Origin of the sequence: Rhizobium sp. 862_C5_N1_2 (assembly GCF_051811205.1) — a bacterium.
GTDB lineage: Bacteria > Pseudomonadota > Alphaproteobacteria > Rhizobiales > Rhizobiaceae > Rhizobium > Rhizobium leguminosarum.
Map to the genome: position 1 here is coordinate 2,154,408 of NZ_JBPWPT010000001.1, position 25,183 is coordinate 2,179,590.

The 25,183-nt window shown below is 61.8% G+C and carries 20 protein-coding genes and 1 pseudogene; 9 read left to right on the plus strand and 12 right to left on the minus strand.

Annotation, left to right across the window (positions count from 1 at the left end; all coding sequences use genetic code 11):
• The first annotated feature begins 42 nt into the window (after positions 1-42).
• Positions 43-1,101 (plus strand): flagellar biosynthetic protein FliO, encoded by a 1,059-nt coding sequence (locus tag ACD590_RS10915; protein ID WP_018242224.1) that lies wholly within the window; start codon positions 43-45, stop codon positions 1,099-1,101.
• A 418-nt stretch (positions 1,102-1,519) separates the two neighbouring features.
• Positions 1,520-2,155 (plus strand): DUF1062 domain-containing protein, encoded by a 636-nt coding sequence (locus tag ACD590_RS10920; protein ID WP_018242225.1) that lies wholly within the window; start codon positions 1,520-1,522, stop codon positions 2,153-2,155.
• Between the two features lie 138 nt (positions 2,156-2,293).
• On the opposite strand, the gene dksA is transcribed toward ACD590_RS10920, so the two are convergent.
• Positions 2,294-2,713: an RNA polymerase-binding protein DksA gene (dksA, locus tag ACD590_RS10925; RefSeq protein WP_017964517.1), complete on the minus strand. Its 420-nt coding sequence runs from the start codon at positions 2,711-2,713 to the stop codon at positions 2,294-2,296.
• A gap of 276 nt (positions 2,714-2,989) precedes the next feature.
• Between dksA and ACD590_RS10930 the strand changes: the two genes are divergently transcribed.
• The 3 genes from ACD590_RS10930 to ACD590_RS10940 all read left to right on the plus strand — a co-directional run bounded on the left by ACD590_RS10930 (position 2,990) and on the right by ACD590_RS10940 (position 6,112).
• Positions 2,990-3,484, plus strand: a complete 495-nt coding sequence (locus ACD590_RS10930; protein WP_018242226.1) for a SixA phosphatase family protein — start codon at positions 2,990-2,992, stop codon at positions 3,482-3,484.
• 76 nt (positions 3,485-3,560) lie between these two features.
• On the plus strand, positions 3,561-5,036 hold the full coding sequence (locus tag ACD590_RS10935; RefSeq protein WP_439002539.1) for a YcjX family protein: 1,476 nt from the start codon (positions 3,561-3,563) through the stop codon (positions 5,034-5,036).
• The gene (locus ACD590_RS10940) at positions 5,033-6,112 is read left to right on the plus strand and encodes a YcjF family protein (RefSeq protein ID WP_113542074.1); all 1,080 of its coding nucleotides are present in this window, start codon (positions 5,033-5,035) and stop codon (positions 6,110-6,112) included. Before ACD590_RS10935 ends, ACD590_RS10940 begins: the two co-directional genes overlap by 4 nt.
• A gap of 63 nt (positions 6,113-6,175) precedes the next feature.
• Here ACD590_RS10940 and ACD590_RS10945 read toward each other — a convergent pair whose 3' ends face one another.
• Positions 6,176-6,313, minus strand: coding sequence for a hypothetical protein (locus ACD590_RS10945; protein ID WP_155256908.1), 138 nt, complete (start codon positions 6,311-6,313; stop codon positions 6,176-6,178).
• Between the two features lie 9 nt (positions 6,314-6,322).
• On the opposite strand from ACD590_RS10945, the gene ACD590_RS10950 reads away from it, so the two are divergent.
• Positions 6,323-6,874, plus strand: a complete 552-nt coding sequence (locus tag ACD590_RS10950) for a hypothetical protein (RefSeq protein WP_003540146.1) — start codon at positions 6,323-6,325, stop codon at positions 6,872-6,874.
• Positions 6,875-6,942: 68 nt separating this feature from the next.
• On the opposite strand, the gene folK is transcribed toward ACD590_RS10950, so the two are convergent.
• From folK to folP, 3 genes are read right to left on the minus strand one after another with little or no spacing between them, the layout of a single operon-like run.
• The gene (gene folK, locus ACD590_RS10955) at positions 6,943-7,461 is read right to left on the minus strand and encodes a 2-amino-4-hydroxy-6-hydroxymethyldihydropteridine diphosphokinase (RefSeq protein ID WP_439003528.1); all 519 of its coding nucleotides are present in this window, start codon (positions 7,459-7,461) and stop codon (positions 6,943-6,945) included.
• Complete coding sequence (gene folB / locus ACD590_RS10960; protein WP_003540148.1) at positions 7,454-7,819, minus strand: dihydroneopterin aldolase; 366 nt, start codon at positions 7,817-7,819, stop codon at positions 7,454-7,456. Before folB ends, folK begins: the two co-directional genes overlap by 8 nt.
• A complete protein-coding gene (folP, locus tag ACD590_RS10965) occupies positions 7,816-8,685 on the minus strand; it encodes a dihydropteroate synthase (protein ID WP_439002540.1) in 870 nt (289 codons plus the stop codon). The genes folB and folP overlap by 4 nt, the downstream gene beginning before the upstream one ends.
• 101 nt (positions 8,686-8,786) lie before the next feature.
• Here folP and ACD590_RS10970 point away from each other — a divergent pair, with 101 nt between their 5' ends.
• Complete coding sequence (locus tag ACD590_RS10970; RefSeq protein ID WP_439002541.1) at positions 8,787-9,413, plus strand: DUF922 domain-containing Zn-dependent protease; 627 nt, start codon at positions 8,787-8,789, stop codon at positions 9,411-9,413.
• Between the two features lie 316 nt (positions 9,414-9,729).
• Here the strand turns inward: ACD590_RS10970 and ACD590_RS10975 are convergent, their stop codons facing one another.
• Together ACD590_RS10975 and ACD590_RS10980 are read right to left on the minus strand one after the other, a co-directional pair.
• Positions 9,730-10,050: a 2Fe-2S iron-sulfur cluster-binding protein gene (locus ACD590_RS10975; protein ID WP_003540151.1), complete on the minus strand. Its 321-nt coding sequence runs from the start codon at positions 10,048-10,050 to the stop codon at positions 9,730-9,732.
• A gap of 262 nt (positions 10,051-10,312) precedes the next feature.
• Positions 10,313-10,696, minus strand: coding sequence for an Hpt domain-containing protein (locus ACD590_RS10980; protein ID WP_017964526.1), 384 nt, complete (start codon positions 10,694-10,696; stop codon positions 10,313-10,315).
• A 462-nt stretch (positions 10,697-11,158) separates the two neighbouring features.
• Here ACD590_RS10980 and ACD590_RS10985 point away from each other — a divergent pair, with 462 nt between their 5' ends.
• Entirely contained in the window at positions 11,159-18,070 is a 6,912-nt protein-coding gene (locus tag ACD590_RS10985) for a hypothetical protein (RefSeq protein ID WP_439002542.1), read from the plus strand.
• Positions 18,071-18,252: 182 nt separating this feature from the next.
• Here the strand turns inward: ACD590_RS10985 and ACD590_RS10990 are convergent.
• Positions 18,253-19,464, minus strand: a pseudogene (locus ACD590_RS10990) (caspase family protein); the annotation flags it as partial.
• Positions 19,465-19,898: 434 nt separating this feature from the next.
• On the opposite strand from ACD590_RS10990, the gene ACD590_RS10995 reads away from it, so the two are divergent.
• Positions 19,899-20,774: a D-alanyl-D-alanine carboxypeptidase family protein gene (locus ACD590_RS10995; RefSeq protein ID WP_130729040.1), complete on the plus strand. Its 876-nt coding sequence runs from the start codon at positions 19,899-19,901 to the stop codon at positions 20,772-20,774.
• Positions 20,775-20,919: 145 nt separating this feature from the next.
• Here ACD590_RS10995 and ACD590_RS11000 read toward each other — a convergent pair whose 3' ends face one another.
• The 4 genes from ACD590_RS11000 to ACD590_RS11015 form a co-directional block, all read right to left on the minus strand.
• On the minus strand, positions 20,920-22,173 hold the full coding sequence (locus tag ACD590_RS11000) for a diguanylate cyclase (protein WP_439002543.1): 1,254 nt from the start codon (positions 22,171-22,173) through the stop codon (positions 20,920-20,922).
• 147 nt (positions 22,174-22,320) lie between these two features.
• A complete protein-coding gene (locus tag ACD590_RS11005) occupies positions 22,321-22,932 on the minus strand; it encodes an ABC-type transport auxiliary lipoprotein family protein (protein ID WP_018242238.1) in 612 nt (203 codons plus the stop codon).
• 24 nt (positions 22,933-22,956) lie between these two features.
• Entirely contained in the window at positions 22,957-24,327 is a 1,371-nt protein-coding gene (locus ACD590_RS11010) for an MlaD family protein (RefSeq protein ID WP_018242239.1), read from the minus strand.
• Positions 24,328-24,336: 9 nt separating this feature from the next.
• Entirely contained in the window at positions 24,337-25,182 is an 846-nt protein-coding gene (locus ACD590_RS11015; protein ID WP_003559847.1) for an ABC transporter ATP-binding protein, read from the minus strand.
• Position 25,183: the final 1 nt, after the last annotated feature.

The following is a 25,183-nucleotide window of genomic DNA, read 5'->3' on the forward strand; positions in this document are numbered from 1 at the left end:
ACGGAAAAGTCGTCAATATGTGCCGAATGCGAAATGGAGTGAGTGACTATGTTGGATGATGTTGTCGGAGCTTATGGCAGCCGTTTCCTGCTTGCCGCCGGTGGCGTCGGTCTGGCGCTTCTCCTGCTCATCATCGTGCTCTGGGTGATCCGCAGCCGGGCGCCCTCGCCCTTCGTGCGCGGCGGCCGCAACCGGCAGCCCCGGCTGCAGGTGCTGGATGCCGCAGCCGTCGATGCCCGTCGCCGGCTGGTGCTGGTGCGCCGCGACGATGTCGAGCACCTGATCATGATCGGCGGCCCGAGCGATATCGTCATCGAGAGCCGTATCCTCCCCGCAGCGGCCGAACAGCCGGACAGTGCCAGCCGCCCGCAGCCCGTCGAGCAGCGTCCGATATCCGTCGCGCGGCCGGAAACGCCGCCGGTCTCGCCACCACGCCCGCCGGTCGCAGCCCGTGTCGAGCCGGCCGCCGAACCCACTTTCTCTGCGCCGGTTTCGCCGGAGCCGCGTCCGCGCCCAGAGCCGTCGGCCCAACCACCGGCCCCGCCTGCCGTGGCACCGCCGGTGGTCACGAGCCCTCTTCCGGCAGAGCCTGTGACAGCTCCGCTGTCGGCCGAACGCGACAATCCTCTGCGTGCCGTCCCGCCCCAGCCGCGCCCGCCGGAGCGTCCCGCCGCTCCCCCAGCCGCGCAGCCAGCACCATTTCACGATGCCTCAAGTGCCGCCGAGATCCTCGATGCCGCCCGCCAGCGCGTGCTGCCGCAACAGCGAATCGACCCCGAGGTCTCAGCCCCGTCTGTCCAGGACATGCCGGCGGCCGCGCGCGCCGCACCTGCAACGGCCGAAGACGAGCCGGCTGCGCAGCCGGCAGCGGCGATCCGTCATGAATTCCAGCGGGTGCTGGAAGAGGAAATGTCGAACAATCTGACGGCCGAACGCATCGTGCCGGCGCCGGCAAACCAGGCGCCTCGCCAAGCGGTGCCGCAGCCGGGCAACCTGCCACGCCGTGATCCCGAGCTTGCCCCGATCACCGGCGCCGATACCGAGCTGCAGAAGGAAGTCGCCCGCATCTTCGGCGAAATGAGTGTCAATCGCGACAAGTGAAGGCAAACGCGCCTGCCTGACATCGGATTGCCAGAGCCCCCCTTCCTTCATCATCACGTTGCATAAAAGCCGCATTGCCCTGGCTTTCAGCACACGAGCGGCTTGGGGGCTGCCTTTCATGCCAATCATTTGTTATCTCTAGGGTTGAAGAGCGTTGGCGCATTCGAGGTTGCACTTTGCCTAAGTAAATACCGGTCTCACTCCAGTTTCACCCGTACTGCCGCAGAGCGACACGCTGGCGGCATGCGAACATGTTCATCGGGTGGTGGCGAGAGACCGGTTTGGCATTGTTACAATGTGCCATGTGCAGCTCCGCTGTCTCAGCTCTTCAGCCGCCCACAACATCGCCACACCGCGCCCGCAAGGGGTTTTCTCATGCACCATCTTGGTGGACTTCCGAACGGAAGACCAAGACGGTATGTGCAATACGCTTCAGGTCCGATGGACCATTATTCCCAAGACAGCTCCCCAGCCTTGGATTGCATGCAGTGGATGCGGAAGCCTGAGAGCCTTCCAATCCAGCGGCAAGATCCGGCTCAACGCCAACGGTCGCAAGCTTGATGCTTGGCTTATCTACAAATGCCTGACCTGTGAAAGGACATGGAACCGGCCAATCATCGAGCGCCGCAATGTTCGCGACATCGACCCTGCAATCCTTGACGCGTTACAATCCAACGATCCGGACTGGATCCGGGCGGAAACCTTCAACCTGGATGCTCTCCGGCACAAGTCGCAACGTGTGGACGAGTTTGCTGAATTTGAAATCGCGAAAGAAATCCAGCGCGAAACTGCACATTGGACGAGTTTGGCAATCGAACTAATAGTCCCGTTTCCAACCAGCATACGGCTTGACCGTCTGCTCGCGTCCGAGTTGAAAGTTTCGCGCTCCCGGCTGCAGGCTCTTCATGATGAAGGCATGGTTCGCACAGATCCTGACCGATCAGACGTCATGCGGCGACGCATCAGGAATGGCACCCTTATCGTGATCGACCTCGCCATGCAGGCCGATCGAGAGCAATCGTGGAAACCTCTGGCATCAGGAGATCGGCTGTAATCACGGAATCTGCGGCGACAACGGCTCGATCCCGGGCCTTTGTGGCTTGTTCCCCAACACGCGAGGACAATGGATAACAAAAAAGCGCCGCGATCTGATCGCGGCGCTTATTCTGCTCTCATGCCTGCATGAAAACTCTCATTCGTCGCGATAGACCTTTTCGCGGCGTTCGTGACGCTCCTGCGCCTCGATCGATAGTGTCGCGATCGGGCGGGCGTCGAGGCGCTTGAGGCCGATCGGCTCGCCAGTTTCCTCGCAATATCCGTAGGTGCCGTCTTCGATGCGCTGCAGTGCCGCGTCGATCTTCGAAATCAGCTTTCTCTGCCGGTCACGGGCGCGAAGTTCGATCGCCCGGTCTGTTTCCGACGACGCCCGGTCGGCGAGGTCGGGATGGTTTGCGCTTTCCTCGGCCAGATGGTCGAGTGTCTCGCGCGCTTCTCTAAGGATATCATTTCTCCATGCAACCAGCTTCGCCCTGAAGTAGGCACGCTGGTTTACGTTCATGAATTCTTCCTCTTCCGAGGGAACGTAATTGCTAAGATCGATCTTCTCACTCAACGCGATTCTCCTGAAGAACATCTCATCTGGCCGGGTGTATATCCCAAGCGCTAGTCGCGATTCAAGCCAAATACGACAGGTAAACAGATTTTTAAATCTGTCACAGTTTTCGGCTAACAGACTATTTTCTCATCATTATTCCGGCTTGCGTTTTTTGCTTCGCCTTCAAAACGCCGTGTTATCAGCCGCGTTTTGGGCAGTTGGAGCATCGCTGACGGTTGACGCCGGCCGATTGCAACCGCTACTGAAAAAGCCCGCTGGATCCTGGATTTGCCCATGACCGTACCCCTGCCTCCGCCCAACCGCATCTATCTCCTGCGCCATGCCGAGGCCGCCTGGGCCGAACCCGGGCAGCGCGATTTCGACCGGCCGCTGAACGAAAAGGGCTTTGGCGATGCCGAAATCATCGCCGACAAGGCCGCCGACAAGGGCTATCGTCCCGATCTTCTGATCAGTTCGACCGCGCTGCGCTGCCGCGATACCGCCGATGCGGTGTACCGGGCGATGGGCCTCACGCTCGAGGTTCGTTATGTTGACGCGCTCTATAATGCCACGGTCGACAACTATCTCGAGATCATCGATGCGCAGGACGAATCTGCCGTCATGCTGGTCGGCCACAATCCGACCATGGAGCAGGCGCTGGAGGCGCTGATCGGTCACGAGGCGATGGTAAGCGCCCTTCCCGGCGGCTTCCCGACGGCAGGCCTTGCCGTCGTCGATTACGATGCTTCCGCCGCCGTCTGGCGCCTCACCGATTTCGTGGTCGTCTGAAGACTTTCGCGCCGCTTCTTTTGCGGGCGGCGCGCCCTCCCTATATTGCGAGGCAGTCACCAACCGGAATCGCGCCTTGCCGCCACGCCTGACATCTTTTGCCGATGACGCCCGCATCGCCTTCGACAATCTCGCCGATCGGGCGAGCGGCCTCGTCAATCCGACCGTGCGGCTCGGCGTCACCGGCCTCTCCCGCTCCGGCAAGACGGTCTTCATCTCCTCGCTGGTCCACAATCTCTTGAATGGCGGCCGTTTGCCGCTGTTCGAGCCGGTGCAATCCGGTCGCGTCTCGGCGGTGCGGCTGGAACCGCAGCCCGACGATGCCGTCCCGCGCTTTCAATACGAGGACCATATCCGCGCACTGGTGAAGGACCGTATCTGGCCGGATTCGACCCGCGCCATATCCGAACTGCGCATCACGCTGGATTATCAGAGCGCCAGCGGCTGGAACCGGCTGTTTTCGCCCGGCCGCCTGTCGATCGATATCGTCGATTATCCCGGCGAATGGCTGCTCGACCTGCCGCTGCTCGGCAAGGATTATCGCACCTTCAGCGAAGAGACGATCGCGCTCGCCGAAACCGGCATCCGCTCCGAGCTGTCACGCCAATGGCTGGCGCTGACGCGCACGGCCGATATCCATGCCGGCGCCGACGAGATGGTCGCCCGCGATCTCGCCACCTCCTTTGCCGATTATCTCAAGGCCTGCAAGGCCGACGAGCGCTCGCTTTCCACCCTGCCGCCCGGCCGCCTGCTTCTGCCCGGCGATCTCGACGGGTCGCCGGCATTGACCTTCGCGCCGCTAGCGCTGCCGCCGGACGGGCGTCCTGGCCGCAACTCGCTCTGGACGATGATGGAGCGGCGCTACGAGGCCTACAAATCGGTCGTCGTCAAACCTTTCTTCCGCGAACATTTCGCCCGGCTCGACCGCCAGATCGTCCTGGTCGATGCACTGCAGGCGATGAACCGCGGCCCCGAAGCCGTGCAGGATCTGGAACGCGCGCTGACCGATGTGCTCGCCTGTTTCCGCCCTGGCACCAATTCGCTGCTTTCCTCCCTGCTCGGGCGCCGCATCGACCGCGTGCTGGTCGCCGCCACCAAGGCTGACCATCTCCACCATGAAAGCCACGACCGGCTCGATGCCCTGACCCGCCGCCTGGTGGATCGCGCCATCGACCGCATCGGCATGGCAGGCGCCGGAATCGACGTCATGGCGCTTGCCTCCGTGCGCGCCACCCGCGAAGCGACCGTCAAACGTGATGGCCATGAACTGCCGGTCATCGTCGGCACGCCGATGGAGGGCGAAACCATCGCCGGCGAGCGCTTTGACGGCCAGAGAAAGACCGCGATCTTCCCCGGCGACCTGCCTGAGGATCCGGAAAGCCTGTTCGATCGCCTCGCCGCGGGCGACACCGGCCTGCAACTGCCCGATGTCAACGTCGTCAGGTTCCGCCCGCCGCAACTCGAGGAAACCGGCGGCGGCATCAAGCTGTCGGTGCCGCATATCCGCCTCGACCGCGCCATGCAGTTCCTGTTCGGAGACCGTCTCGCATGAGCAAGCCCCCGTCCGATCCGCCGCGCCGCGCACCCGCTGCCTTCACCTATGAGGACGAGGCTGCCGAGCTGCGCGACAACGGCCGGCAAGGAGAGCGGCGGCGCAAACCGGAAAGCTTCTCCGAAAATATCGTTGTCACACCTGACGAGGACGATCCCTTCCTCAATCCAGAGAAGGATCTGAGCGCGGTCCCCGTTGCAACGCCGCTGAGACGTCGGACCTCTTTCGGCAAGATCGCCGCCGGCGCCTTCGGCATCCTGCTGTCGCTCGCCATCGGCCTCTGGACCGATAGCCTGATCCGCGATCTCTTCACCCGCGCCGACTGGCTGGGTTATGCAGCCCTTGCCGTGCTGGCAATCGGCATCCTTGCCGTGCTGGCCCTCGTCATCCGCGAAACCGTTGGCATGATGCGCCTTGCCGCCGTCCAGAAGATCAAGGCCGAAGCCGAGGCGGCGATACTCGAGACTCGGCCGGCCAAGGCGCGCGCCGTCGTCGCCCAGCTGACCACGCTGCTGTCGGCAAATCCTGAGACATCGAAGGGTCGCGCGACGCTGAAGGCGACCGAAGGCGAGGTCATCGATCCCCCACATCTGATTGCGCTAGCCGAACGCGAACTGCTCGCTCCCCTCGATCGCAAGGCCAGGGCGCTGATCGTCAACGCCTCCAAGCGTGTCTCGATCGTCACCGCCGTCAGCCCGCGCGCCGTCGTCGATCTGCTCTATGTGCTCTACGAGGCGGTACGCCTCATCCGCGCTATGGCCGAGCTGTACGGCGGCCGTCCCGGCACGCTCGGCATGTTCCGCCTGCTGCGTGACGTGCTGGCGCACCTGGCCGTCACCGGCTCGATCGCCGTCGGCGACAGCCTGGTCCAGCAGGTGCTCGGCCATGGGCTTGCCTCGAAGCTCTCGGCCCGACTCGGCGAAGGTGTCATCAACGGCCTGATGACCGCCCGCATCGGAATCGCGGCGATGGATCTCTGCCGCCCGCTTGCCTTCCACGCCCTGAAGCGGCCGGGAATCGGTGATTTCATCGGCGATCTCACTCCCTCCATGTCGCCGCGCGGCAACAATCCTTGAACGAAGCAGCGATTCCGCAGCTTTCGCCCACCCTAAGGTAATGCCAGAGAAATTTGAGCAGATTCAATGCTCTAGTGACGGTATTTTAAAATAATCACCGCGCAAAAACCCTGTATTGCCTTGCATTTCGGCACAATCGAAAGGAAGGATTAACCATTCTTCGGCAAAACTTGCAGCCAGTTCGTGAGTGGTGTTTGCCAAGGAAAATCCATGTATTCGCGCAAGTTTCTCATCGTATGCGGCCTGGCCGCCGCGGCATTGTCTCCCGTTGCAGATGTCGCTCCGGCAGCCACCGCTGCAACCCGTGACAAGGCCTTCTTCGATTCCGTCGCCGGCTCCTGGAAGGGTCCCGGCGAAATCGTCGCCGGCAAGTACAAGGGCACGAAATTCACCTGCAACCTGATCGGTGAGCCCACCGGCGACAGCAGCGCCGGCATCAAGCTCGACGGCACCTGCCGCGTCGGCGTCTTCAAGCAGCCGATGACCGCCGTCATCTCGCAGTCGGGCTCTAGCTATAAGGGCAAGTTCCTCGACGGCGCCGCCGGCAAGGGCCTTGACGTCGTCTCCGGCGCCGTCAGCGAGGATACCGTCGTTGTCGGCATCAACCGCGCCAAGCTGAATGGTGCGATGATCGCCCGCGTGCGCGACGACAAGACGATGAACGTCACCGTTTCGGTCAAGGTGGAAAGCCAGATGATCCCGGTGATCGGCCTGACGCTGACCCGCCAGGTCGACGAGATGGCCGTCGGTTCTATCCAGTAGACAAGTCGCACAGCGGATTTTCCTGAAGCGGCGGGTTTCCCGCCGTTTTCCGTTTCAGCTTCCCTGCTTCAGGCGCTCTGCCACCAGTCGTGGCTATCGTCGGCAATCTCGATGCCGGTCACCTCGGCATCATCAAGCCAGTCACTCACCGCCCTGCCCCTGACGAGAAGACCCGGCGCGATATCGGCAAGCGGCATCAGCACGAAACCGCGATCGGTCATCCGCGGATGCGGCAGTTCCAGCCGCGGCGCGTCCTGGATCACGTCGCCATAAGTTAGCACATCAATATCCAGCGTCCGTGGCCCCCAACGCTCGATGCGTTCGCGTTTCATCTCGCGTTCGATCGACAGGCAGACATCGAGTAAAGCCTCGGGCTCCAGGCTGGTCTTGACGGCGGCGCAGGCGTTGAAGAAGAAGGATTGGTCGGTCTTTCCCCAGGGGGGCGTGCGATAGAGCCGCGACACCGCCGTAACCCGGCAGTCGTCCCGCCCGTCCAACCTCTGCAGCGCGGCCGCCATCGCCTTGACGGGGTCGCCGATATTGCCGCCGAGACCGAGTGTGGCGGATTGCAATGCGGCCTCAGGCAAAGTGCTCAACGCTCACCTGCACGAAATCGAGCACGCCGGGCACCGGTGCGTTCGGCTTGCGCACCGTGATCTTCGCCCGCCGGATCTGCGGGAATGTCTCGCAAAGCCCCTTGGCGATATCGAGCGCCAGGGACTCGATCAGGTAGCGCCGCTTGCCGGTGACGATCTGCTCGATCACGGTGAAGGCGATGCCGTAATTGACGGTATCGTTGATCGAATCGCTTTCCAGCGCCTCGCCGGCGACGACATCGAGTTCGGCATCGACGAAGAAGCGCTGACCGAGGAATTCCTCCTCGTCATGCACGCCGTGGCGCGCAAAGAAGGCGCAGTTCTGCAGCGTGATCGTGTAGGTGGTCATGTCGGCCGCTTCCTCTCGAATTCCTGGCGCGCATTGAGCATAGCATCGACGATATCGAGCGCATCCCTGTTGATTGCGACATTGTGCACCCGAAAAACCGCAGCCCCTTGAAGTCTGAGCAACGCGCTGGTCACAGCCGTCGCCGCATCCCTGTCCTGTGCCTCACGGCCCGTCACCGCGCCGAGGAAGCGTTTGCGCGACGTGCCGGCGAGCAGCGGCAAGCCGAAACGGGAAAGTTCAGAAAACCGCGCCATCAGCTCCAGGTTCTCCTCCGCCGTCTCCTTGGCGAAGCCGAAGCCCGGATCGAGTACGATGCGGTCGCGGTTGACGCCTGATGCAGCGGCGATCGCAAGCGACCGTTCGAGAAAATGCACCTGATCGTCAATCACATCGACGAGTTTTACTCTGTCACGGCCGGTGTGCATGATGCAGAGCCCGGCTCCGGTCACCGCGGCGATATTGGCGATATCGGGCTCCTTCTGCAGCCCGAAGACGTCATTGACGATATGAGCGCCAGCTCCGATCGCAAGCCGTGCCGTCTCGGCGCGATAGGTGTCTATCGAGATCAGCGCCTGGGTGCGCCCGCGCAGCGCCTCGATGACCGGCAGCACGCGCGCCTGCTCCTCGGAAGGGCTGACGGTTGCTGCATTCGGCCGGGTCGATTCGCCGCCGATATCGACAATGCCGGCACCCTCGCTCACCGCCCGCAGCGCCTGCTCGACCGCCGCATCGACGGTTTCAAAGCGACCGCCGTCTGAAAAGGAGTCCGGCGTCACGTTGATGATCGCCATGATCGTCGAACGACGGCCGAGTTCGATCTCCCGGCCATGGCCGACACGCCATATACTGCCTTCGAGCCCTGTCACCAGACTTATCCCATTGAGGACGAAAAAAGCGCCATCCGATATTGCGCTTGCGGTGGCTATGCCCCAAGCTCCTGTCGATTTCAACACGGGTTGCGTTCAGAATGCCGCTTGCAGTGCGTTATATGGTCCTTCCTATCGCCTTTTCCATTGCTCTTTCCCTTTGCAGCCCCGTGGCAGCCGAAGTGATCGCATCGAAAAGCTATTCCTATTTCGACATTCGCGGCAAAACAGCGGATGAGCTCGACCGCGAACTCAGCCGGCGGGGCCCGACGGCGAGCGGTTCCTCGGCGCGCCATCCCGGCGCTACGAAGATCCGCTTCGGCGGCGAGGCAACCTATATCCAGGATAACGGGCGCTGCCGCGTCGGCAACGTCAAGGTCACGGTCCACACCCAGATCATCCTGCCGCGCTGGAGCAGCCGCAAGGGCGCCAGCAAGGAGCTGTCGATGATCTGGGACGCGCTATCGAGCGATATCAAGCGCCACGAGGAACGCCATGCCGAGATCGCCCGCGACCAGGCCCGCGCCATGGAGCGCGCCATACGGGCGCTACGGCAGCAGCGCAACTGCGAAGCCATGCAGGAACTCGTCTCCAACGAATCAGCTCGCGGTATAGAGGAGCACGACCGGCAGCAGGCTCGCTTCGACCGAGTCGAGGCGGTCAATTTTCAGAAGCGAATGTTGAGGTTGCTGAATAATCGAATCAACGGTCGAGCCGGCGAAAAATAAGGCTTTTTCAATCTGGTTGCGAGCGGAAAACCTTAGCTGCACAACGAAACTTGTGCGAAACTTGCACCCTCCCCAGCGATTGAATGGTCATTTTTCATCCTGGCAGACTCAACCGGAACGCGTTAATATGAACACATTCGAAAGTTCAGGTACGGCATCTGCACTTTCATCGCTGGGTTCTCCTGGCGCGTTCCGAAGCCGCGGATGTTCCTCCCTCATCCGTAGGTAATGCGCCCGCCTCGCCTCGCTCGCTCAAGCGCGCGAGGCGTCTTTTTTGATATCGAATGTTTCGGCGACGTTTGAAGCGTGACGTGCTTCAGGCCTGGCGTTCCGGCACGTGGACCACGAGCCCGTCATAGACAGCCTTCATCCGGATCTGACAGGACAGCCGCGAGGTCGGGCGCACATCGAAGGCGAAGTCGAGCATGTCCTCTTCCATCGCTTCCGGCTGGCCGACCTTTTCCGTCCACTCCTCATCGACATAGACATGACAGGTCGCGCACGCGCAGGCGCCGCCGCATTCGGCCTCGATGCCGGGCACCGAATTGCGCACGGCATTCTCCATCACGGTGGAGCCTTGGTCGACGTCGAGGTCGAAGCGCGTGCCGTCGAAGGCGACGATGGTAAGTTTGGGCATCAGGACTATTTCCGGTCTTCAGGTGGGTGGGCGGATTTTCTTCCGACAATTCGACGCGTCAGTCAATATTGGCGAAATCCGCCATAGCCTCGCAGATCGGGCCTTCGCCCGCCGTCTTCAAAGCGTCATACGGGACGTCGCAAAAAGACCCGCGGTTCCGCAATGGAACAACGGGCCTCGTTAAAACACTATCTCCTGCAAGTCGTCCAACAGTGTGCAGCGGTTTTGGGACAATGACATGCATTAAATAAAGACTTAGAGATCAGCCGCGGCAGAGCTTCAGGATGAAATTCTCGGCGTCGATGACGGCGGCACCCAGCGCTGCCGTCGCGCCGGCATCGCCGCCGGTTTCCTCGACCGCTTCCGCCGTCTGCGACACGCGGAACGCGCCGACTGAGCTTGCCGCGCCCTTCAGCCGATGCGCGGCTGCCCCGATACGGATGGTTTCACCGCTCGCAATATCCTGTAGACATGCACGGGCCTGGCGCGCAAACATCTGAAGGACTTCGATTTCCAGCGTCTTGTCGCCCATCGTCTGCTTCGCGAGATGGACCAGATCGATCGGCCGGACCTTCGAGGGACACGGTCCCTTTGCATTATCCGGCGCCTCGAATACGATGTTCAATGCTGCCATCTGGGCTGCCATTGCCAATTCTCCCGTCTCTGTCGTCCGCAGTTGCAACAGTTCTGCGTCAGGAGGGTGGCTATCACGTTAAATTCCGGCACACTCAGGGTGGAAATCTCGCCATATGGTTAACGTCCGTTAAACATCCCTAAATTATTGGTTTTTAAGCGGTGTCTAGGATTCAAAGATGTTAACAACGGGTTAACGGGCCGTGAATCTCAAGCCTTCATTAATTGTGTGAAGAGCTCAGATGTGTCACTACGATACTGGTGGAGCGGGTTTATGGTACGCGCCTTTGCCGAGCGAGTGGATAATGGTAGTGTTTTGATACCTTCCGTTTGAAAAGGCGGCTATCTACTCTGAAATGACATGCTTATCCGTCCTTCGTTGGGATGGGAGGCTGGAACGGCAAAGTTGTTCCCGGGTGAGGCGGAAGCCCCGGATGCGCGGTTGGGCCGGCTGACAGTAACGAGGCATACCCGAATGGCGAACAACAAATATAACGAGTCGATTGAGGACAAGGCGTTCAAGGCATTGGACGAGGCGCTCCAGATCGACTTCAGCAAGGATAACGTACCGTCTCGCCGCGGCGACGCGCCCCAGGCCCCGGAGGCTAATGTGTCTGATCCAGTAAATGCGCGCAATCAGCAGGCCCAGGAAGAAGCGCAGCGCCGTAGCCGCCGCGGTGCCGCCGGCGAGCAGGCTTCCAGGGGCCCGACCTTCGCGCCCGCCAACGATGCCAGCCGCAATACGCCCGCCTCGATCCTGAAATCCTTTGACGGCGCCTCCAGCCGCTCGGCGGTGCGTACCGCCACCCTGTTTTCCGTGCTTTGGGTCATGGCCGGCCTCGGTCTGATGTCGCTGCTTTATTCTCCGCAGATCTGGCAGATCCGTTCGCTCGCCGATCTCGTCGCCCTGCCCGGCGTCATCGCCGGCCTCGTCGGCATCGTCATTCCCGTGATGATGTTCTATGCCTTCGCCATTATGATCTCCCGCGCTCAGGACATGCGCAACGCCGCCCGCTCCATGGCAGAGGTGGCATTGCGCCTGGCAGAGCCAGAAACCATCGCCTCCGAGCGCATCATGACGGTCGGCCAGGCCGTGCGCCGTGAGGTCTCTGCCATGAATGAGGGCATCGAGCGCACCATCGCCCGTGCCTCCGAGCTGGAAACGCTCGTCCATTCCGAAGTCAATGCCCTTGAACGTTCCTATGCCGACAACGAGTTGCGCGTGCGCGGCCTCGTCCACGAACTCGGCTCCGAGCGCGAAGCGATCGTCAACCATGCCGATCGTATCCGCACCTCGATCGGCAGCGTACACGACCAGTTGAAGGAAGAGCTGTCGCTTGCGACCGAAGAGATCGCGGTACGGCTTGCCACATCGGGCGAAGCCTTCGCCTCGCTGATCGATACACGCGCCGCGACGATCCTGGAAAAGTCGGACAGCGCCCTGCAGTCGATGGGCAGCCTGCTCGCAGCCAAGACCGATACCCTGTTGCAGACACTGAACGCATCGGGTTTTGCGCTGGCCACCGAATTCGACAACCGCCTCGAAGCCCTCTCCGTCAATCTCAACGATCATGGCGAAAGGCTGCTCAGCCAGTTCGAGACGCGCGCCTCGACCATGGACAGCAGCACGGAAAAGCTGAATGCGGCGCTGAACGAGCGTACGCACCAGCTCAATGAGATCCTGATCGCCCGCACCCGCGAGATCAACGAGAGCCTGACGTCAGGCGAACGCACGATCGGCGGCACGCTTGACGACGTGCTGTCGAAGTTGAACAGCGCGCTCGACGAAAAGGGTGCAAGCTTCCGCCAGAGCCTGCAGACCACCGCCGACGACGCCGTCATGGATCTCGACGTGCGCTCCGGCTTCTTCGAGGAGCGGCTGCAGACGACTGTCGCCCAGTTGTCGACCGCCTTCGACGAACGCGTCGCCGAATTCACCAGCGCCTTCGACAAACGCACAGGCTCGCTCGACACCAAGCTGATGGAGAGCCTCGCCCGTATCAACGAGACGCTGACCGGCGGCTCGGATTCGATCGACGGCATCCTGAATTCCGGCATCGACCGCCTTGGTTCGTCGATGACCGACCAGTCGCTGGCGCTCGCCACCACGCTCGCCACCGGCCACGAAGTCCTGGAAAGCACCCTCGGCAGCCGCGCGGACGAAATCACCACAGTACTCACCAGCCGCACCGGCGAACTGACCTCGGCGCTGCAGAGCGCTACGTCTGACATCGCGCTGACGCTTGCGACCGGTACCTCCGAGCTGCAGAACAACCTTCAGACACGCTCGGCCGAATTCCGCGACACTCTGCGCACCACCACCACCGATCTGACGACTGCCGTTGCCGCCGGAACCGAGCAGGTGACCACTGCCTTCGGCGGTCGCGCCGAGGAACTAAGCGGCGTGCTTACTGCCCGTGCGGCCGAAATCAGCGAAGCGCTCGGCACGGCCCACGGCCGTATCGACAGCGTCATGGCAGAGCGCGGTGGCGCGCTCGTCGAGGCGCTGACCACCCATCACGGCCGCTTCGAGGAAGCCTTGGCGACCCGCTCCGACGCCATCATCAATGCCGTCTCCGGTACCCATGACCGTCTTGCCGAGACGCTCGACGAAAAGGCGATGACCCTCGCTATCTCTCTGAACGAGAGCCAGGCCCGCATCGAGGACACGCTCGAGACCCGCTCCGAAGCGCTGCTGCATGCGGTATCAAGCACGCATGACCGCCTCTCCGAGACGCTTGACGAAAAGGCGATGGCTCTCGCCATTTCGCTCAACGAAAACCAGGCTCGTATCGAGGATACGCTCGAGACCCGCTCCGAGGCCTTTCTCAACGCCGTATCAAGCACGCATGATCGCCTGTCAGAAACGCTGGACAGCAAGGCGGCCGCCCTTACGACCTCGCTCGACCAGCGCCATGCCCGCATCGAGGATGCGCTTGGAGCGCGCGCCGAGGCGCTGCTGAACACCGTGTCCGGCACGCGCGATCGCCTTGCCGAGACGCTCGACGAGAAGGCCATGGCGCTGGCCAATACCTTGAACGAGAGCCAGGCCCGCATCGAGGACACGCTCGAAACCCGTTCCGCGGCCCTTCTGAACGCCGTCTCCGGCACTCATGACCGTCTCTCGGAGACTCTGGACGGCAAGGCGGCAGCTTTTGCCACCTCGCTGAGCGAAGGCCAGGCCCGTATCGAGAATACGCTCGAAACCCGCTCCGCAGCTCTGCTGAATGCCGTCTCCAGCACCCATGATCGCCTCTCCGAGACGCTGGACGAAAAGGCGATGACGCTCGCCATTTCGCTCAACGAAACTCAGACGCGTATCGAGGACACACTCGACGAAAAGGCGACGGCGCTCGCCGCCTCCCTGAACCAAGGCCGGAGCCGCCTGCAGGACACGCTGGAGAGCCGCTCGGAATCCTTCCTCAATGCGGTCTCCGCCACCCACGACCGCCTGTCCGAGACACTTGACGACCGGGCGATGGCGCTTGCCATCTCGCTGAACGAGAGCCAGAGCCGTCTCGAGGAGACGCTGACAACAGGCGCCGAAGCGATCACCAATGCGGTCTCCGGCACGCACGAAGGCCTGAACGGTGTGCTCGACCAGAAGGCCGCCGCCCTTGCCGCCTCGCTGAATGAAGGCCAGGCCCGCCTCGAGGAAGCCTTGGAGCACCGCACCGCCGCGATCATCGGCGCCGTGACGGCAACCCACGACCGGCTCACCGATACGCTCGATGAAAAGACCATGGCGCTCGCCATTTCGCTCGACGATAACCAGAGCCGCTTCGACAGTGTGCTCGAAGCCCGCAGCAACGCCATTATGGAGGCCGTCTCCGGTGCCGAGGCACGAGTCGCCGGCGCCTTCTCCGACAAGACCGATGCGATCCGCACCGCCTATACCGACAATCAGCAGCGGCTCGAAAATGCGCTTTCCGAACATAGCGCCGCCCTCTCGGGCGTTCTCGATACCGGCGGCGCCCGCTTCGAGGATCTCGTCGGCGGTTTGACCGGCCGCATCGAAGGCCGTCTGACCGATGCACATACACGGCTCGGAGGCCTCGCCGACGAGGCCGCAGCGCGCATCGAGGGTGGGCTCGCCTCTGCCCATGAGCGCATCCGCACGACGCTCGAAGACCGCGCCAACGCCATCGACCTATCGCTGAACCAGGCCCATGCTCTGATCAGCGATACGCTGGCCGAACAGGCGACCAGCATCGGCACATCGGTGGCGACGAGTGTCGGCATGCTCGAATTGTCGCTGGAGCACCGTGAAGCTGCGATCCGCCAGGCGATCGATGCCGGCGCCCAGACATTGGAAGATCGCATGCATGCCGGCGCCGGCCAGATCGCCAGCCGCTTCCAGGAGGCGGCACATGCGATTTCGAGCTCCACCCAGAATTTCTCCGCCCATCTCGATCGGTCGGTCGAAAGCCTGACGGGCCGTTTTGAAGAAACCGGATCACGTGTGGAAACCGGTCTCGCAGCGATCGAGACCCGCATCCGCGACGGCGTCGGCGGCGTTGCCGAAAAGGTCGAAGCGGCCACCGGCCAGCTGTCCGGCGTGCTTGCCGACGGCGTCTCCCGTCTCGGCGCGCTCAGCGACGATACCACTCGGCGCATCTCGGCGACGCTCGAAGGCAGTGCTGCAAACCTCACCCACGCGATCGACAGCCGCACCGCTAATCTAGCCGAGACGCTGGACAGCCGCACCACCAGCCTGACGGGCGCCATCGAGGGCCGCACCGCGAGCCTCGGCGAAACGCTCGACCGCGGCAATGAACGCATCGAGGAACGCCTCTCCACCATGGACCGTGCGTTGACCGTCGGCCTCGAGGCCGTCAACCGCACCATCGAAGGCAAGGCCGCCGGTCTCGCCTCGACGCTGCGCAGCGCGGTTGCCGACGCGGCCCAGGGAATGGAAGGCGAGGCGACGAGAACCACCGAACTGCTTGGCAAGACCGGCCAGCAATTCGCCGAGGATCTCAATGCGAAAAGCGACGAATTCACCCGCACCATGGATGAGCGCTCGTCGCAGATCGTCACCCGTGTCGCTGAAGCTCAGAACCGGCTGGCAAGCCAGGCCGCTGCCGTCGCCCAGACCTTCTCGGAAGCCGGTAACGCCATCGTCAACAAGGTCGCCGAGGCCGAGACCATCGTCGGCACGCAGGTCAATGCCATCTCCAAGGTGCTGTCGGATGCCGGCCAGTCTCTGGAGACACGCGGCAATGCCATCCGCTCGACACTGTCGAGCGCCGGCAGCGAGATTTCCGCCACCATGGCGGATGTCGACCGGGCGCTCGAAGCGCGCAGCAGCGCCATTCGCACCAATCTCGAGGAGCGTGCCCGCGAGATCGATACGACGTTCTCCGACATCGACCGGGCACTGGAAACGCGCGGCAACTCGATCCGCTCGACGCTCGAAGAGCGCACCCGCGACCTCAACTCGATGCTATCAGGCCGTTCGGTCGAATTGACGCGCATCCTCGACGAAACGGCCCGCCCGATCATCGACCGCTACACCGATGCCGGCGAGCAGGCCGCCGCCCGCATCACCGCCGCGGCCAATCTCAGCGCCGACCGTCTGCGCGCCGAAAACGAAGCACTCGCCAGCGCCGTTGCCGCCCGCACCGAGAATGTCGCCAATGCCGTCAGCGCCATCGAAAATAGCCTGGTCGGCAACGTCAATGGCCTCGTCCAGCGCATGTCGGAAAGCAGTGCGGCGATGGCGATGATGATGAACCGCTCCGCCGAACAACTGGCCAGCGTCGACGGCCTTCTCGGCGACACCACCACGCGCTTTGCCGACTCCGCCACCAAGGCCGCTGAAATGGTCTCCGCCTCGACCAGGCTCCTCGAAGGCAAGATCGACCGCCTCTCCGACATCTCGGGCCAGACGCTGGCGCAGGTCGGCGGGATCATCGGCCGCTTCGACGAACACTCCAAGGTCCTGACTCAGGCCTCGCAGCTTCTCGGCGCCGCCCAGTCCAACCTCGCCTCGACGCTCGAAGAGCGCGAGAGCGCGCTGCAGACACTCTCTGTCGGCCTCGTCCAGCGCTCCGCCGAGATCGAAAAGACCATGCAAGGCCTCGGCAGCATGATCGAGACTGTGTTCGAGCGGGCAGAGCAACGCTCCAACCAGGTCACCGGCAATCTGCGCCAAGGTGTGCAATCCTCCTTCGCCGATATCGGCCGCATTCTCACCGAAACCGAGAAGCGTGCCCAGGAAGCGGCAGAGACGATGCGCGAGGCGATCACCCGCGCCGGCGACGAGGCCAATACGACGATCGACGGCACCTTCGCCAATGTCGAACGCCGTTCCGGCGATCTCTCCAATCGCATTCGCGGCGGTCTCACGGCCTCGCTGTCGGAAGTCGAGCGTATGCTCGGGGAAGCCGGCCGTGCCTCCGACGGTGCCGCCCAGAACATGCGGGAAGCGCTGCGCGAAGCGATCGATGATGCCGTCGGCCGCTTCTCCGGCGCCACCGAGGATATCCGCCGCTCCGCCGCCGACATCCGTAACGAGCTCGACGCCACTCGCGCCGAGCTGAAGCGTGGCGCCTTCGATCTTCCCGAGGAAGCCAAGGAAAGCGCCTCGGCCATGCGCCGGGCCGTCGCCGAGCAGATCAAGGCGCTGCAGGATATCTCCCAGCTCGTCGGCCGCTCCAGCCAGCAGCTCGAGATCTCCGAGCCTGTCGCCCGCACGCTCGCTCAGGTGCAGCCTGCCCCGCGTCCCGCCCAGCCGGTCGCAGCCCAGCCGCCGCAGCCGGCAGCACCCCCGCCGATCGAAGCGGCAGGTCTGCGCGGAACGATCGCACCATCTGCGCCGGCCGCCGCTCCCCAGCGCGCCGCCCCGCAGCCTGCCCCCACTCGCCAGGAAACAGGCCGTCAGGAGCCCGCGCGTCCGGAAAGCGGCGGCTGGATCAGCGACCTCCTGCGTGGCGCATCGCGTGAGGAGGCCGCCGACGAGGCGGCTGCCCGTGCTCCGGCCCGCCCGGCGGAAACTGCCGCACCGGTCGCGCGCAGCAACGACAGCCGCAATCCGCGTCACGTCGTCGAATCGCTGAACTCGCTCTCGGTCGATATCGCCCGCGCCATCGACCATGACGCCTCGGTCGATCTCTGGCGTCGATACCAGCGCGGAGAGCGCGACGTCTTCACCCGCCGCCTCTACACGCTGAAGGGCCAACAGACCTTCGACGAGATCAAGCGCAAATACGACCGCGAACCGGAGTTCCGCACCGCCGTCGACCGCTACATTGGTGATTTCGAAAAGCTGCTCGCCGACGTCGCCCGCACCGACCCGAACCGGACGGTGACGCAGTCCTACCTCACCTCGGATACGGGCAAGGTCTACACCATGCTCGCCCACGCCGCAGGCAGGCTCGGCTGAGCCTGACTGACTGATACCCTCGGGCGAAAACCGCCCGAGCGAACGGAGGCCAATTCGATCGTCGAATGGGAGAAAGCCCCTTGAACTGACGTCAGGCGGCTTTCGTTGGTGACCATGGGCCGCGGTCTGAACCTGAAAACTAGGGCGGCAGTTCGTAGACCGGATATGATGCTGCCATCTTTCTATTGAGCATTGCCGCCATCAGTCCGGGCCAGATCATCTGACGCCCAAGCCTGAATTGCCTGATTGAACACACGCTCACCATCCTCGCCCTTTTCAAGCGTCAGCAGCGCTCGTGTGCCGTTCTGATAAAAGATCGGCAAATCAATCCATCGGCGTTTACAAAGCAATTCGATGTTTTTGGCGCGAGCATCAGGCAAACCATTGAGCGCCAGCATATAGAGAGTGTCAGTGACCTTGCCGGCCACGGCTATCAACATGTCACCGCGAGCGCCTTCCGTGGTCTTCATCGACATGCTCGTCCAACTATTAATTCCTCCTCCTTCAAATCCTGCCGCGATCTGAAACGATAGTTCGAAGAGATGGCTCGCAGCGATCGATGGATCCGTATTTCTTTCCAGCGTCAGTACAGCCGTCAGGTTACGCTGCGGAATTTCCATGTGGCCCCGCACGACTGGATCGGAGTGGCCCTTGGCGTCAGTCCGCATATCGATTGACCAAGTCACCGAGCCAGCCAATGCCGTCGGCTCCGGCATCCCAACTCTCTCCTCATAGAGAACCATTTGAGCTTTGGTAGCCGGCAAATTGGTGGCGGAGGATGGGCTGAGATAGACAGGTTCCTCGGGCAAGCTGGAATATTCGAACGGTGTCTGCTGGCCATCGGTTTTATTTCGGACATAGGCAGAGACGCGTCTGAAAAGAAAATTCACCTCAAGCCCGGGCATCTCTAGGAACTTCAGCAGGCCCTCGGTATAGGGGCTGTGATCGGAATCGACGCCATTTGCAGTGGCGCCCGCCTCCGCCGAATAGCTGACGAGCAAATTCGGCGTTGGTTCGATCCCCGCAAGCCCTCGTCCGATGGAACGGCTGGCTCCGTTTGGCTTCATTTTCAGCACAAAGGGATTCTTGCGGTATACGTCGAGAAGGACGATGCGAAGACCTTTGACGCTGCGAACAGCATCCAGAACGTTGTCCAACGTCACGGTTTCAGAGGTCGCCTGCACATCTGTGCTTAAAGTGGCATCTGTCGGAATGAGATAGTTGGAGCCGTTAAGCTCCATTCCGTGTCCGGCGTAGAATACCACGGCAATATCTGCCCCGGCCGCAACATCGGAAAACGTCGACAGAGCGGAATCGAATTCAACCTTTGTCGCATCATGGACGACCGTCACCTCGAAACCCATTCGCCGAAGCGCTGCGCCGATAGCAGTCGCATCATTTCCGGGTTCCGAATCTTTTCGACCCGGCTATAGGCCGAGTTGCCAATCACCAGCGCAACGCGTCCAGATGACGCAAGGCTGGAAAGAGCAGAGAAGATGAGCACACATATGCCAACGCCCAAAACCATTGCCGAGCGCATCATAGAAATCCCACCTCACGCAGCGCAATGCTGTCTTCCAGCGCCTTAGATCGAAATGAGCGTGCCCGCAAGGATTGTGCGAGATCCGACGCTTCATTCCTCGCTGAAGGCCGAAAGACGCTCGACGTCGGCAAGGCCAAAGCCTGAATGGTGAGACAAAAGGAATCAGCTGTGGATGATCCTTTTTTATTGCCCCCTGTCCTTCATTCCGTCACAAACTTTTCTGATCCGCTCACATTAAAGCGAATGGCTCACTCCACCATCCAAACGATAGAGACAGCAACATTGATGACCAAGACGACATCCCGGCTCCTTGCCACCGCGCTCTCTTCTGTTTTCCTGATGGGCGCTTTCACTCTGGCTCAGGCAGGCCAGGCAAGCTTCGTCGTTGATGTGCAGTCCGGTCAGGTCCTTGAAGGCTCCAATCAGGACGATCTGAACTATCCGGCGTCGCTGACCAAAATGATGACGCTCTATCTCGCCTTCGAGGCCCTGCATGACGGACGCCTCAACTGGGATGAGAAGCTCACCATGTCGGAAAATGCCGAGAGCAAGGAGCCCTTCAAGCTCGCCGTCGGCGCCGGCCGCAAGGTGACGCTACGCGAAGCGGTCGAAGGGATTGTCGTGCTGTCCGCCAACGATGCGGCCGTGGCGATCGCCGAGCAGCTTGGCGGCTCCGAACAAGCTTTCGCCAAGGCGATGACCGACAAGGCACGTCAGCTCGGCATGAAGGATACGGTCTTCAAGAATCCGTCGGGCCTTCCCGATCCTGAGCAGGTCACCACGGCGCGTGATATGGCGACACTCGGCGTTTCGCTGATGCGCGACTTCCCAGAGGAGTTCAAGCTCTTCTCCATGCGCGGCTTTCAGTTCCGCGGCATGAAGCTGCGCGGACATAACAACCTCATGTATCGCTATAACGGCGTCGACGGCATCAAGACCGGCTACACCGACGCATCAGGCTACAATGTCGTGACGTCGGCGCTGAAGGATGGCCGCCGCGTGGTCGGCGTCGTCATGGGCGAAAAGACCGCGAGCATACGCGACGACAAGATGGCAAGCCTGCTGGACAGCACTCTCTCGCCGTCATCGACCGCCACAGCTTCCACGACACCGGGCAGCCAGCCGGGAGCGACGATGACGGATTCGCAGCCGACCAAATAGGCCCGATGAGCAGACACCTGCCGGCAGGTTTTTGCTAGCGCATCGGCCCGAAAATCGGAATCGATTTTCGGAAAGCACGATACGAGGATTGAAAGAGTTAGAGCGTCCTTAATGCGTCCGAAAGGACGCACGGCGCTCTAACGGGTTATCTGAAAGCCACTTCCAGATGCTGCCGGTCTTGCGCGATCACCCTGCAATTCGTTTCGAATCCTTCGCCTTTGATGGCCAGAATGAATTCCGAAGGAATGCCTGATGTATTGGAGACCGAAATGCCGGCGCTCTCCGATCCAATGGATTTGACTGTGCAGTCGATGGTCGAGCGTCGATCGTTGAACAGGATCGAACCCGCCTTCAGCACCCGCCGTCGAGCGCCAATGGCGTGATCGGCGTGGATGGAACTCCACGACACGCAACGATTCCGTCCGCCATGCTTGGCCTGATACATCGCCGCATCCGCCTGAGCCAGCAGGGTTTCGATCTCTTTGCTTACGATCGAGAGTGCCGAAGTTCCGAAGCTGGCTGTAACGGTCAGAGCGCCATGATCGCCGCGAATGATCTGAGAGGCGATGGCGGCTCTGAGTTTCTCGGCGACTGCGACGGCACCTTCCCGATCGACATGCGGCAGGATGACGGCAAATTCCTCGCCGCCAAGACGGCCGAACAGATCACCGGCTCGAAGGGTCGCCTTGCAAGTCGATGCCACCACCTTGAGGACCTCGTCTCCGGCGGCATGTCCATGCGTATCGTTCACCTTCTTGAAATGGTCGATATCGAAGACGATGCATGAGAGGTCGTGCTTGTGCCGCAGAGCGAGCGAAATGAGCTGATCGGCCTCCTGCTTGAAGGCCCGCCGCGTCATCGCCTCGGTAAGGCTGTCAATCGCGGCCGACTGCATGAGCTCGATGCGGTCCATCGCAGCCCCCGCCAGTTCCTCGAGAATGCCGAGATCTCTGTTGCCGAACGATCGTGGCCTGCGGTCGATCGCGCATACCGTTCCGATCATGTGCCCGGCTTTTGTTCTCAACGGCACGCCGGCGTAAAAACGAATATTGTCCTCGCCCGTCACCGAAGGATGCTGTGAAAACCGCGAGTCCTTGGTGGCGTCCTGCACGACAACAGGCCTTTCACAGTCCACGACGTAGCGGCAGAACGTGTCTTCGCGCGACACTTCGTCGGCCGAAAGGCCGGAGCAAGCCTTGTACCATTGCCGATGCGCATCGATCAGCGACACAATGCCGATGTCGATGGAAAAGATTTCCTTTATCAGGCGTACGATGCGCTCGAAGCCCTCGTCCCTCGGAGTGTCGAGGAGATCGAGCTGCTGCAGCGCAGCCAGGCGATCATTTTCGCGTTGGATCGCCTCCAATGACGATTTCCCGAATACTCGTGCAGCCACCATGCAGCATGCCTCCTGACAGCGATAACATGATGCGTTCCACAAATTCATGAAGAAATTGAATACGATGACGACCCCTATGCCATGGGATCAAATAATTTTCACAATCGACAACCCCCGATATTCACGGGGTGGCCGCGGAATTCCAGTTCAGATTGAGCGCAGGGTCCAACTGACGATCTCGGAGGCAACCGTGGAGAAGGCGCGATCGAGGCCTTTGACGAAGCCGTCATTGTCGCCGCCGGCCGGCGCCATGGCCCGGAAAACCTTCTGAGTGCGCACCGAGCCATTGCGATCGTTGAGGATCTTGGCGGAGATCTCGACCACCGCCTGGTTGCCGTTCGAAGCATCGATCTCGAAGGAGCGGATATCGGTGACGATCTGGTAGTCGATCGCCAGCCCCTGCCCCGGCATGCCGACGCCGCCGAGCTTGCCCGAGTTCTCGAAGGCTTCCACCAGCTTCGACTGCACGATGCGCGGCAGCTTGTCGCCCCACTGCGCCTTTGAGAGATACTGGATTTCCGAAGGCGAAACACGGATGACGATCTGCTCGCTGTCGAGCGACCTTAGCGCTGTGGGGCTGGCGATCAGGATCTGGCGGGATTTGGCCGCGGGTCCGCTGCCGTCGACGGCGGCGGGCAGGTCATAGGTGTCGTTCTTGGCCGCGGTGCCGCACCCCGAAAGAATCATCGCCGTCAGCGGCAGCGCGATCACCGTTCCCCTGATCCAAGAACGGTGCGACAACAGATGCGATGCGACCATATTAGGCTACCCTTGATTTCCCAGTTAACGCCGCGTCCGGCCGTCATATTGCTTCACCGTGTCCCCGCCGAAGATCAGGCGCTGCGGATTGCGGTCGAAGTTGGTGATCGTATCGTTCAGATTGCTCACGGTTCCGCGCATGTCGTTGACGAGAGTCTGCACGTCGCGCAAGCCGCCGCTCGAGAATTTCTGCAGATTGTCGGCAATCGGCCCAATGCGCGAATTCAGGTTGTCGGCGACCTTCTTGAAGGATTCCAGCGTATCGCGCGCTTCAGCGAACAGCGATTGCGTATTGTCGGTGCCGAGCAGCGCATCGACCTTGATGAGAATGCCGTCGATGCGGGTCGAGGCCGAATTCAGCTTGTTGGAAAGCTGCGACACGTCCTGGATCGTCTGGTCGATATCTTTCTGACGCGCCGAAACCGTGTTGGCGACATCGCGGATCGAGGCGACGGCGGCGCGCGCATCCTTGGTCGCCTGCGAGATATCGTCGACGGAGCCCTTCACCTTCGCCGGATCGATCTGGGCAACGAGCGTATCGACGCGGTCGAGTGTCGCCTGCGCCTGCTTGCCGAAATCATTGAAGGTGGTGGCCGTTTGGTCGAACTTCTGGATCGCGCCCTTGAGGTCGCCCGAGGCATCGGCGACATTGGCGGTAATCTTCTCGGCATTGGAAACGATGTTGTCGATCTTCTGCGCATCGACCGCCTTGACCAGCGATTCGACGGCTTGAAGCGTCGAATCGACTCGGCCGGAAACCGCCTTCACCGTCTCCGAGAGCTGGCCGACGCTCTGCAGGAAGGCGTCGATATTGCCGGAATTCTTGGCCAGTGCATCCGAGAACGTTTCGGCATTCTTGAACGTCTCGGTCAGCGGCCCGCGCGAATCCTCGATGAAACCTTGAAGTTCACCGACGGCGTCGTTGGCGCGATCGAGGATCTTGTCGGCCGTCGCCAGAAGATTGGTGACGCTCGACTGGTCGGCGACGATGACGGCGCGTTTGCCGTTGTCGATCGCATGCTGGAGGATGCTTTCCTCGCCCTTGCGGCCGCCTGACAGTTCGATATAGGCAGCCCCGGTCAAACCCTGGATTTCCAGGGCGGCCTTGGTGGAGGGGTAGATCGGCGCATCGGTGCGCACCTGGGTGAAGGCCAGCGAATATTGCGGATCGTCGGCATCGATCGACAGCGTTTGCACCGAGCCGATCTGGATGCCGTTGAAGCGCACCGGCGAGCCGACGCTGAGGCCGTTGGCCGAGCCCGGAATACGAACGATCAGTTCCGTCATCGGGCCGCCGCGGCCATATTCGGCCATCCAGTAGACGAAGCCGAAGGCGGCTGCGATCACCAGCACCGTGAAAAAACCGACAATCGTGTAATTGGCTTTGGTTTCCATCTTATCCGGTCACTTTCCGCTGCTGTCGTGCCGCGCGGCAGCAGCGTTCTGCGGCACGATCGACCGCGCGCGTTTGCCCTTGAAATAGGCCTGCACCCACGGATCGTCATAGGCCAGCATGTCGTCGATCGTGCCTTCCACCATTACTCGCTTCTTTCCGAGCACGGCAATACGGTCGCAGACCGAAAACAGGCTGTCGAGGTCGTGCGTGACCATATACACGGTCAATCCCAGACTATCGCGCAGGTTGGCGATCAGTTCGTCGAATTCGGCCGCGCCGATCGGGTCGAGGCCGGAGGTCGGCTCGTCCAGGAAGACGAGTTCCGGATCGAGTGACAGCGCGCGCGCAAGGGCTGCGCGCTTGATCATGCCGCCGGACAGTTCGGATGGATATTTGTCGGCGGCATCGGCTGCAAGCCCGACCATACGGATCTTCAGATGCGCCAGCTCGTCCATCAGCGAGGTCGGCAGGTCGAGATACTCGCGCATCGGCACCTGAATGTTTTCCTTGACTGTCAGCGACGAGAACAGCGCCCCCTGCTGGAACAGCACGCCGAGCCGCATGTCGAGCGCGTTGCGCTGCGGCTCGTCGAGTTCGTCGAAATCCTGGCCGAGGATCTTGATCGTGCCGGAGCGGCGCGGCAGCAGCCGGAGCACGGTGCGCATCAGCACCGATTTGCCTGTGCCGGACGCGCCGACGAAGCCCAGGATCTCGCCGCGGTAGATATTGAGGTTCAGATTGTCGAGCACGACCTTGGAGCCGAAGCCGACGGTGACGTCGCGCGCCGACAGCACGATGTCCCTTTCGTCCTTGTCTTCCGTATCGATCGGTTTTTCGTCCACGCGGTCCGCCATC

Coding starts and splice junctions, on each gene's coding strand:
- ACD590_RS11005 (WP_018242238.1), bottom strand. CDS start 22,932: ATGGTCGCATCGCATCTGTTGTCGCACCGTTCTTGGATCAGGGGAACG.
- ACD590_RS10920 (WP_018242225.1), top strand. CDS start 1,520: ATGTGCAATACGCTTCAGGTCCGATGGACCATTATTCCCAAGACAGCT.
- ACD590_RS10975 (WP_003540151.1), bottom strand. CDS start 10,050: ATGCCCAAACTTACCATCGTCGCCTTCGACGGCACGCGCTTCGACCTC.
- ACD590_RS10985 (WP_439002542.1), top strand. CDS start 11,159: ATGGCGAACAACAAATATAACGAGTCGATTGAGGACAAGGCGTTCAAG.
- ACD590_RS10950 (WP_003540146.1), top strand. CDS start 6,323: ATGTATTCGCGCAAGTTTCTCATCGTATGCGGCCTGGCCGCCGCGGCA.
- ACD590_RS11015 (WP_003559847.1), bottom strand. CDS start 25,182: ATGGCGGACCGCGTGGACGAAAAACCGATCGATACGGAAGACAAGGAC.
- ACD590_RS10970 (WP_439002541.1), top strand. CDS start 8,787: ATGCCGCTTGCAGTGCGTTATATGGTCCTTCCTATCGCCTTTTCCATT.
- ACD590_RS11010 (WP_018242239.1), bottom strand. CDS start 24,327: ATGGAAACCAAAGCCAATTACACGATTGTCGGTTTTTTCACGGTGCTG.
- ACD590_RS10995 (WP_130729040.1), top strand. CDS start 19,899: ATGACCAAGACGACATCCCGGCTCCTTGCCACCGCGCTCTCTTCTGTT.
- ACD590_RS10930 (WP_018242226.1), top strand. CDS start 2,990: ATGACCGTACCCCTGCCTCCGCCCAACCGCATCTATCTCCTGCGCCAT.
- ACD590_RS10940 (WP_113542074.1), top strand. CDS start 5,033: ATGAGCAAGCCCCCGTCCGATCCGCCGCGCCGCGCACCCGCTGCCTTC.
- ACD590_RS11000 (WP_439002543.1), bottom strand. CDS start 22,173: ATGGTGGCTGCACGAGTATTCGGGAAATCGTCATTGGAGGCGATCCAA.
- ACD590_RS10980 (WP_017964526.1), bottom strand. CDS start 10,696: ATGGCAGCCCAGATGGCAGCATTGAACATCGTATTCGAGGCGCCGGAT.
- folB (WP_003540148.1), bottom strand. CDS start 7,819: ATGACCACCTACACGATCACGCTGCAGAACTGCGCCTTCTTTGCGCGC.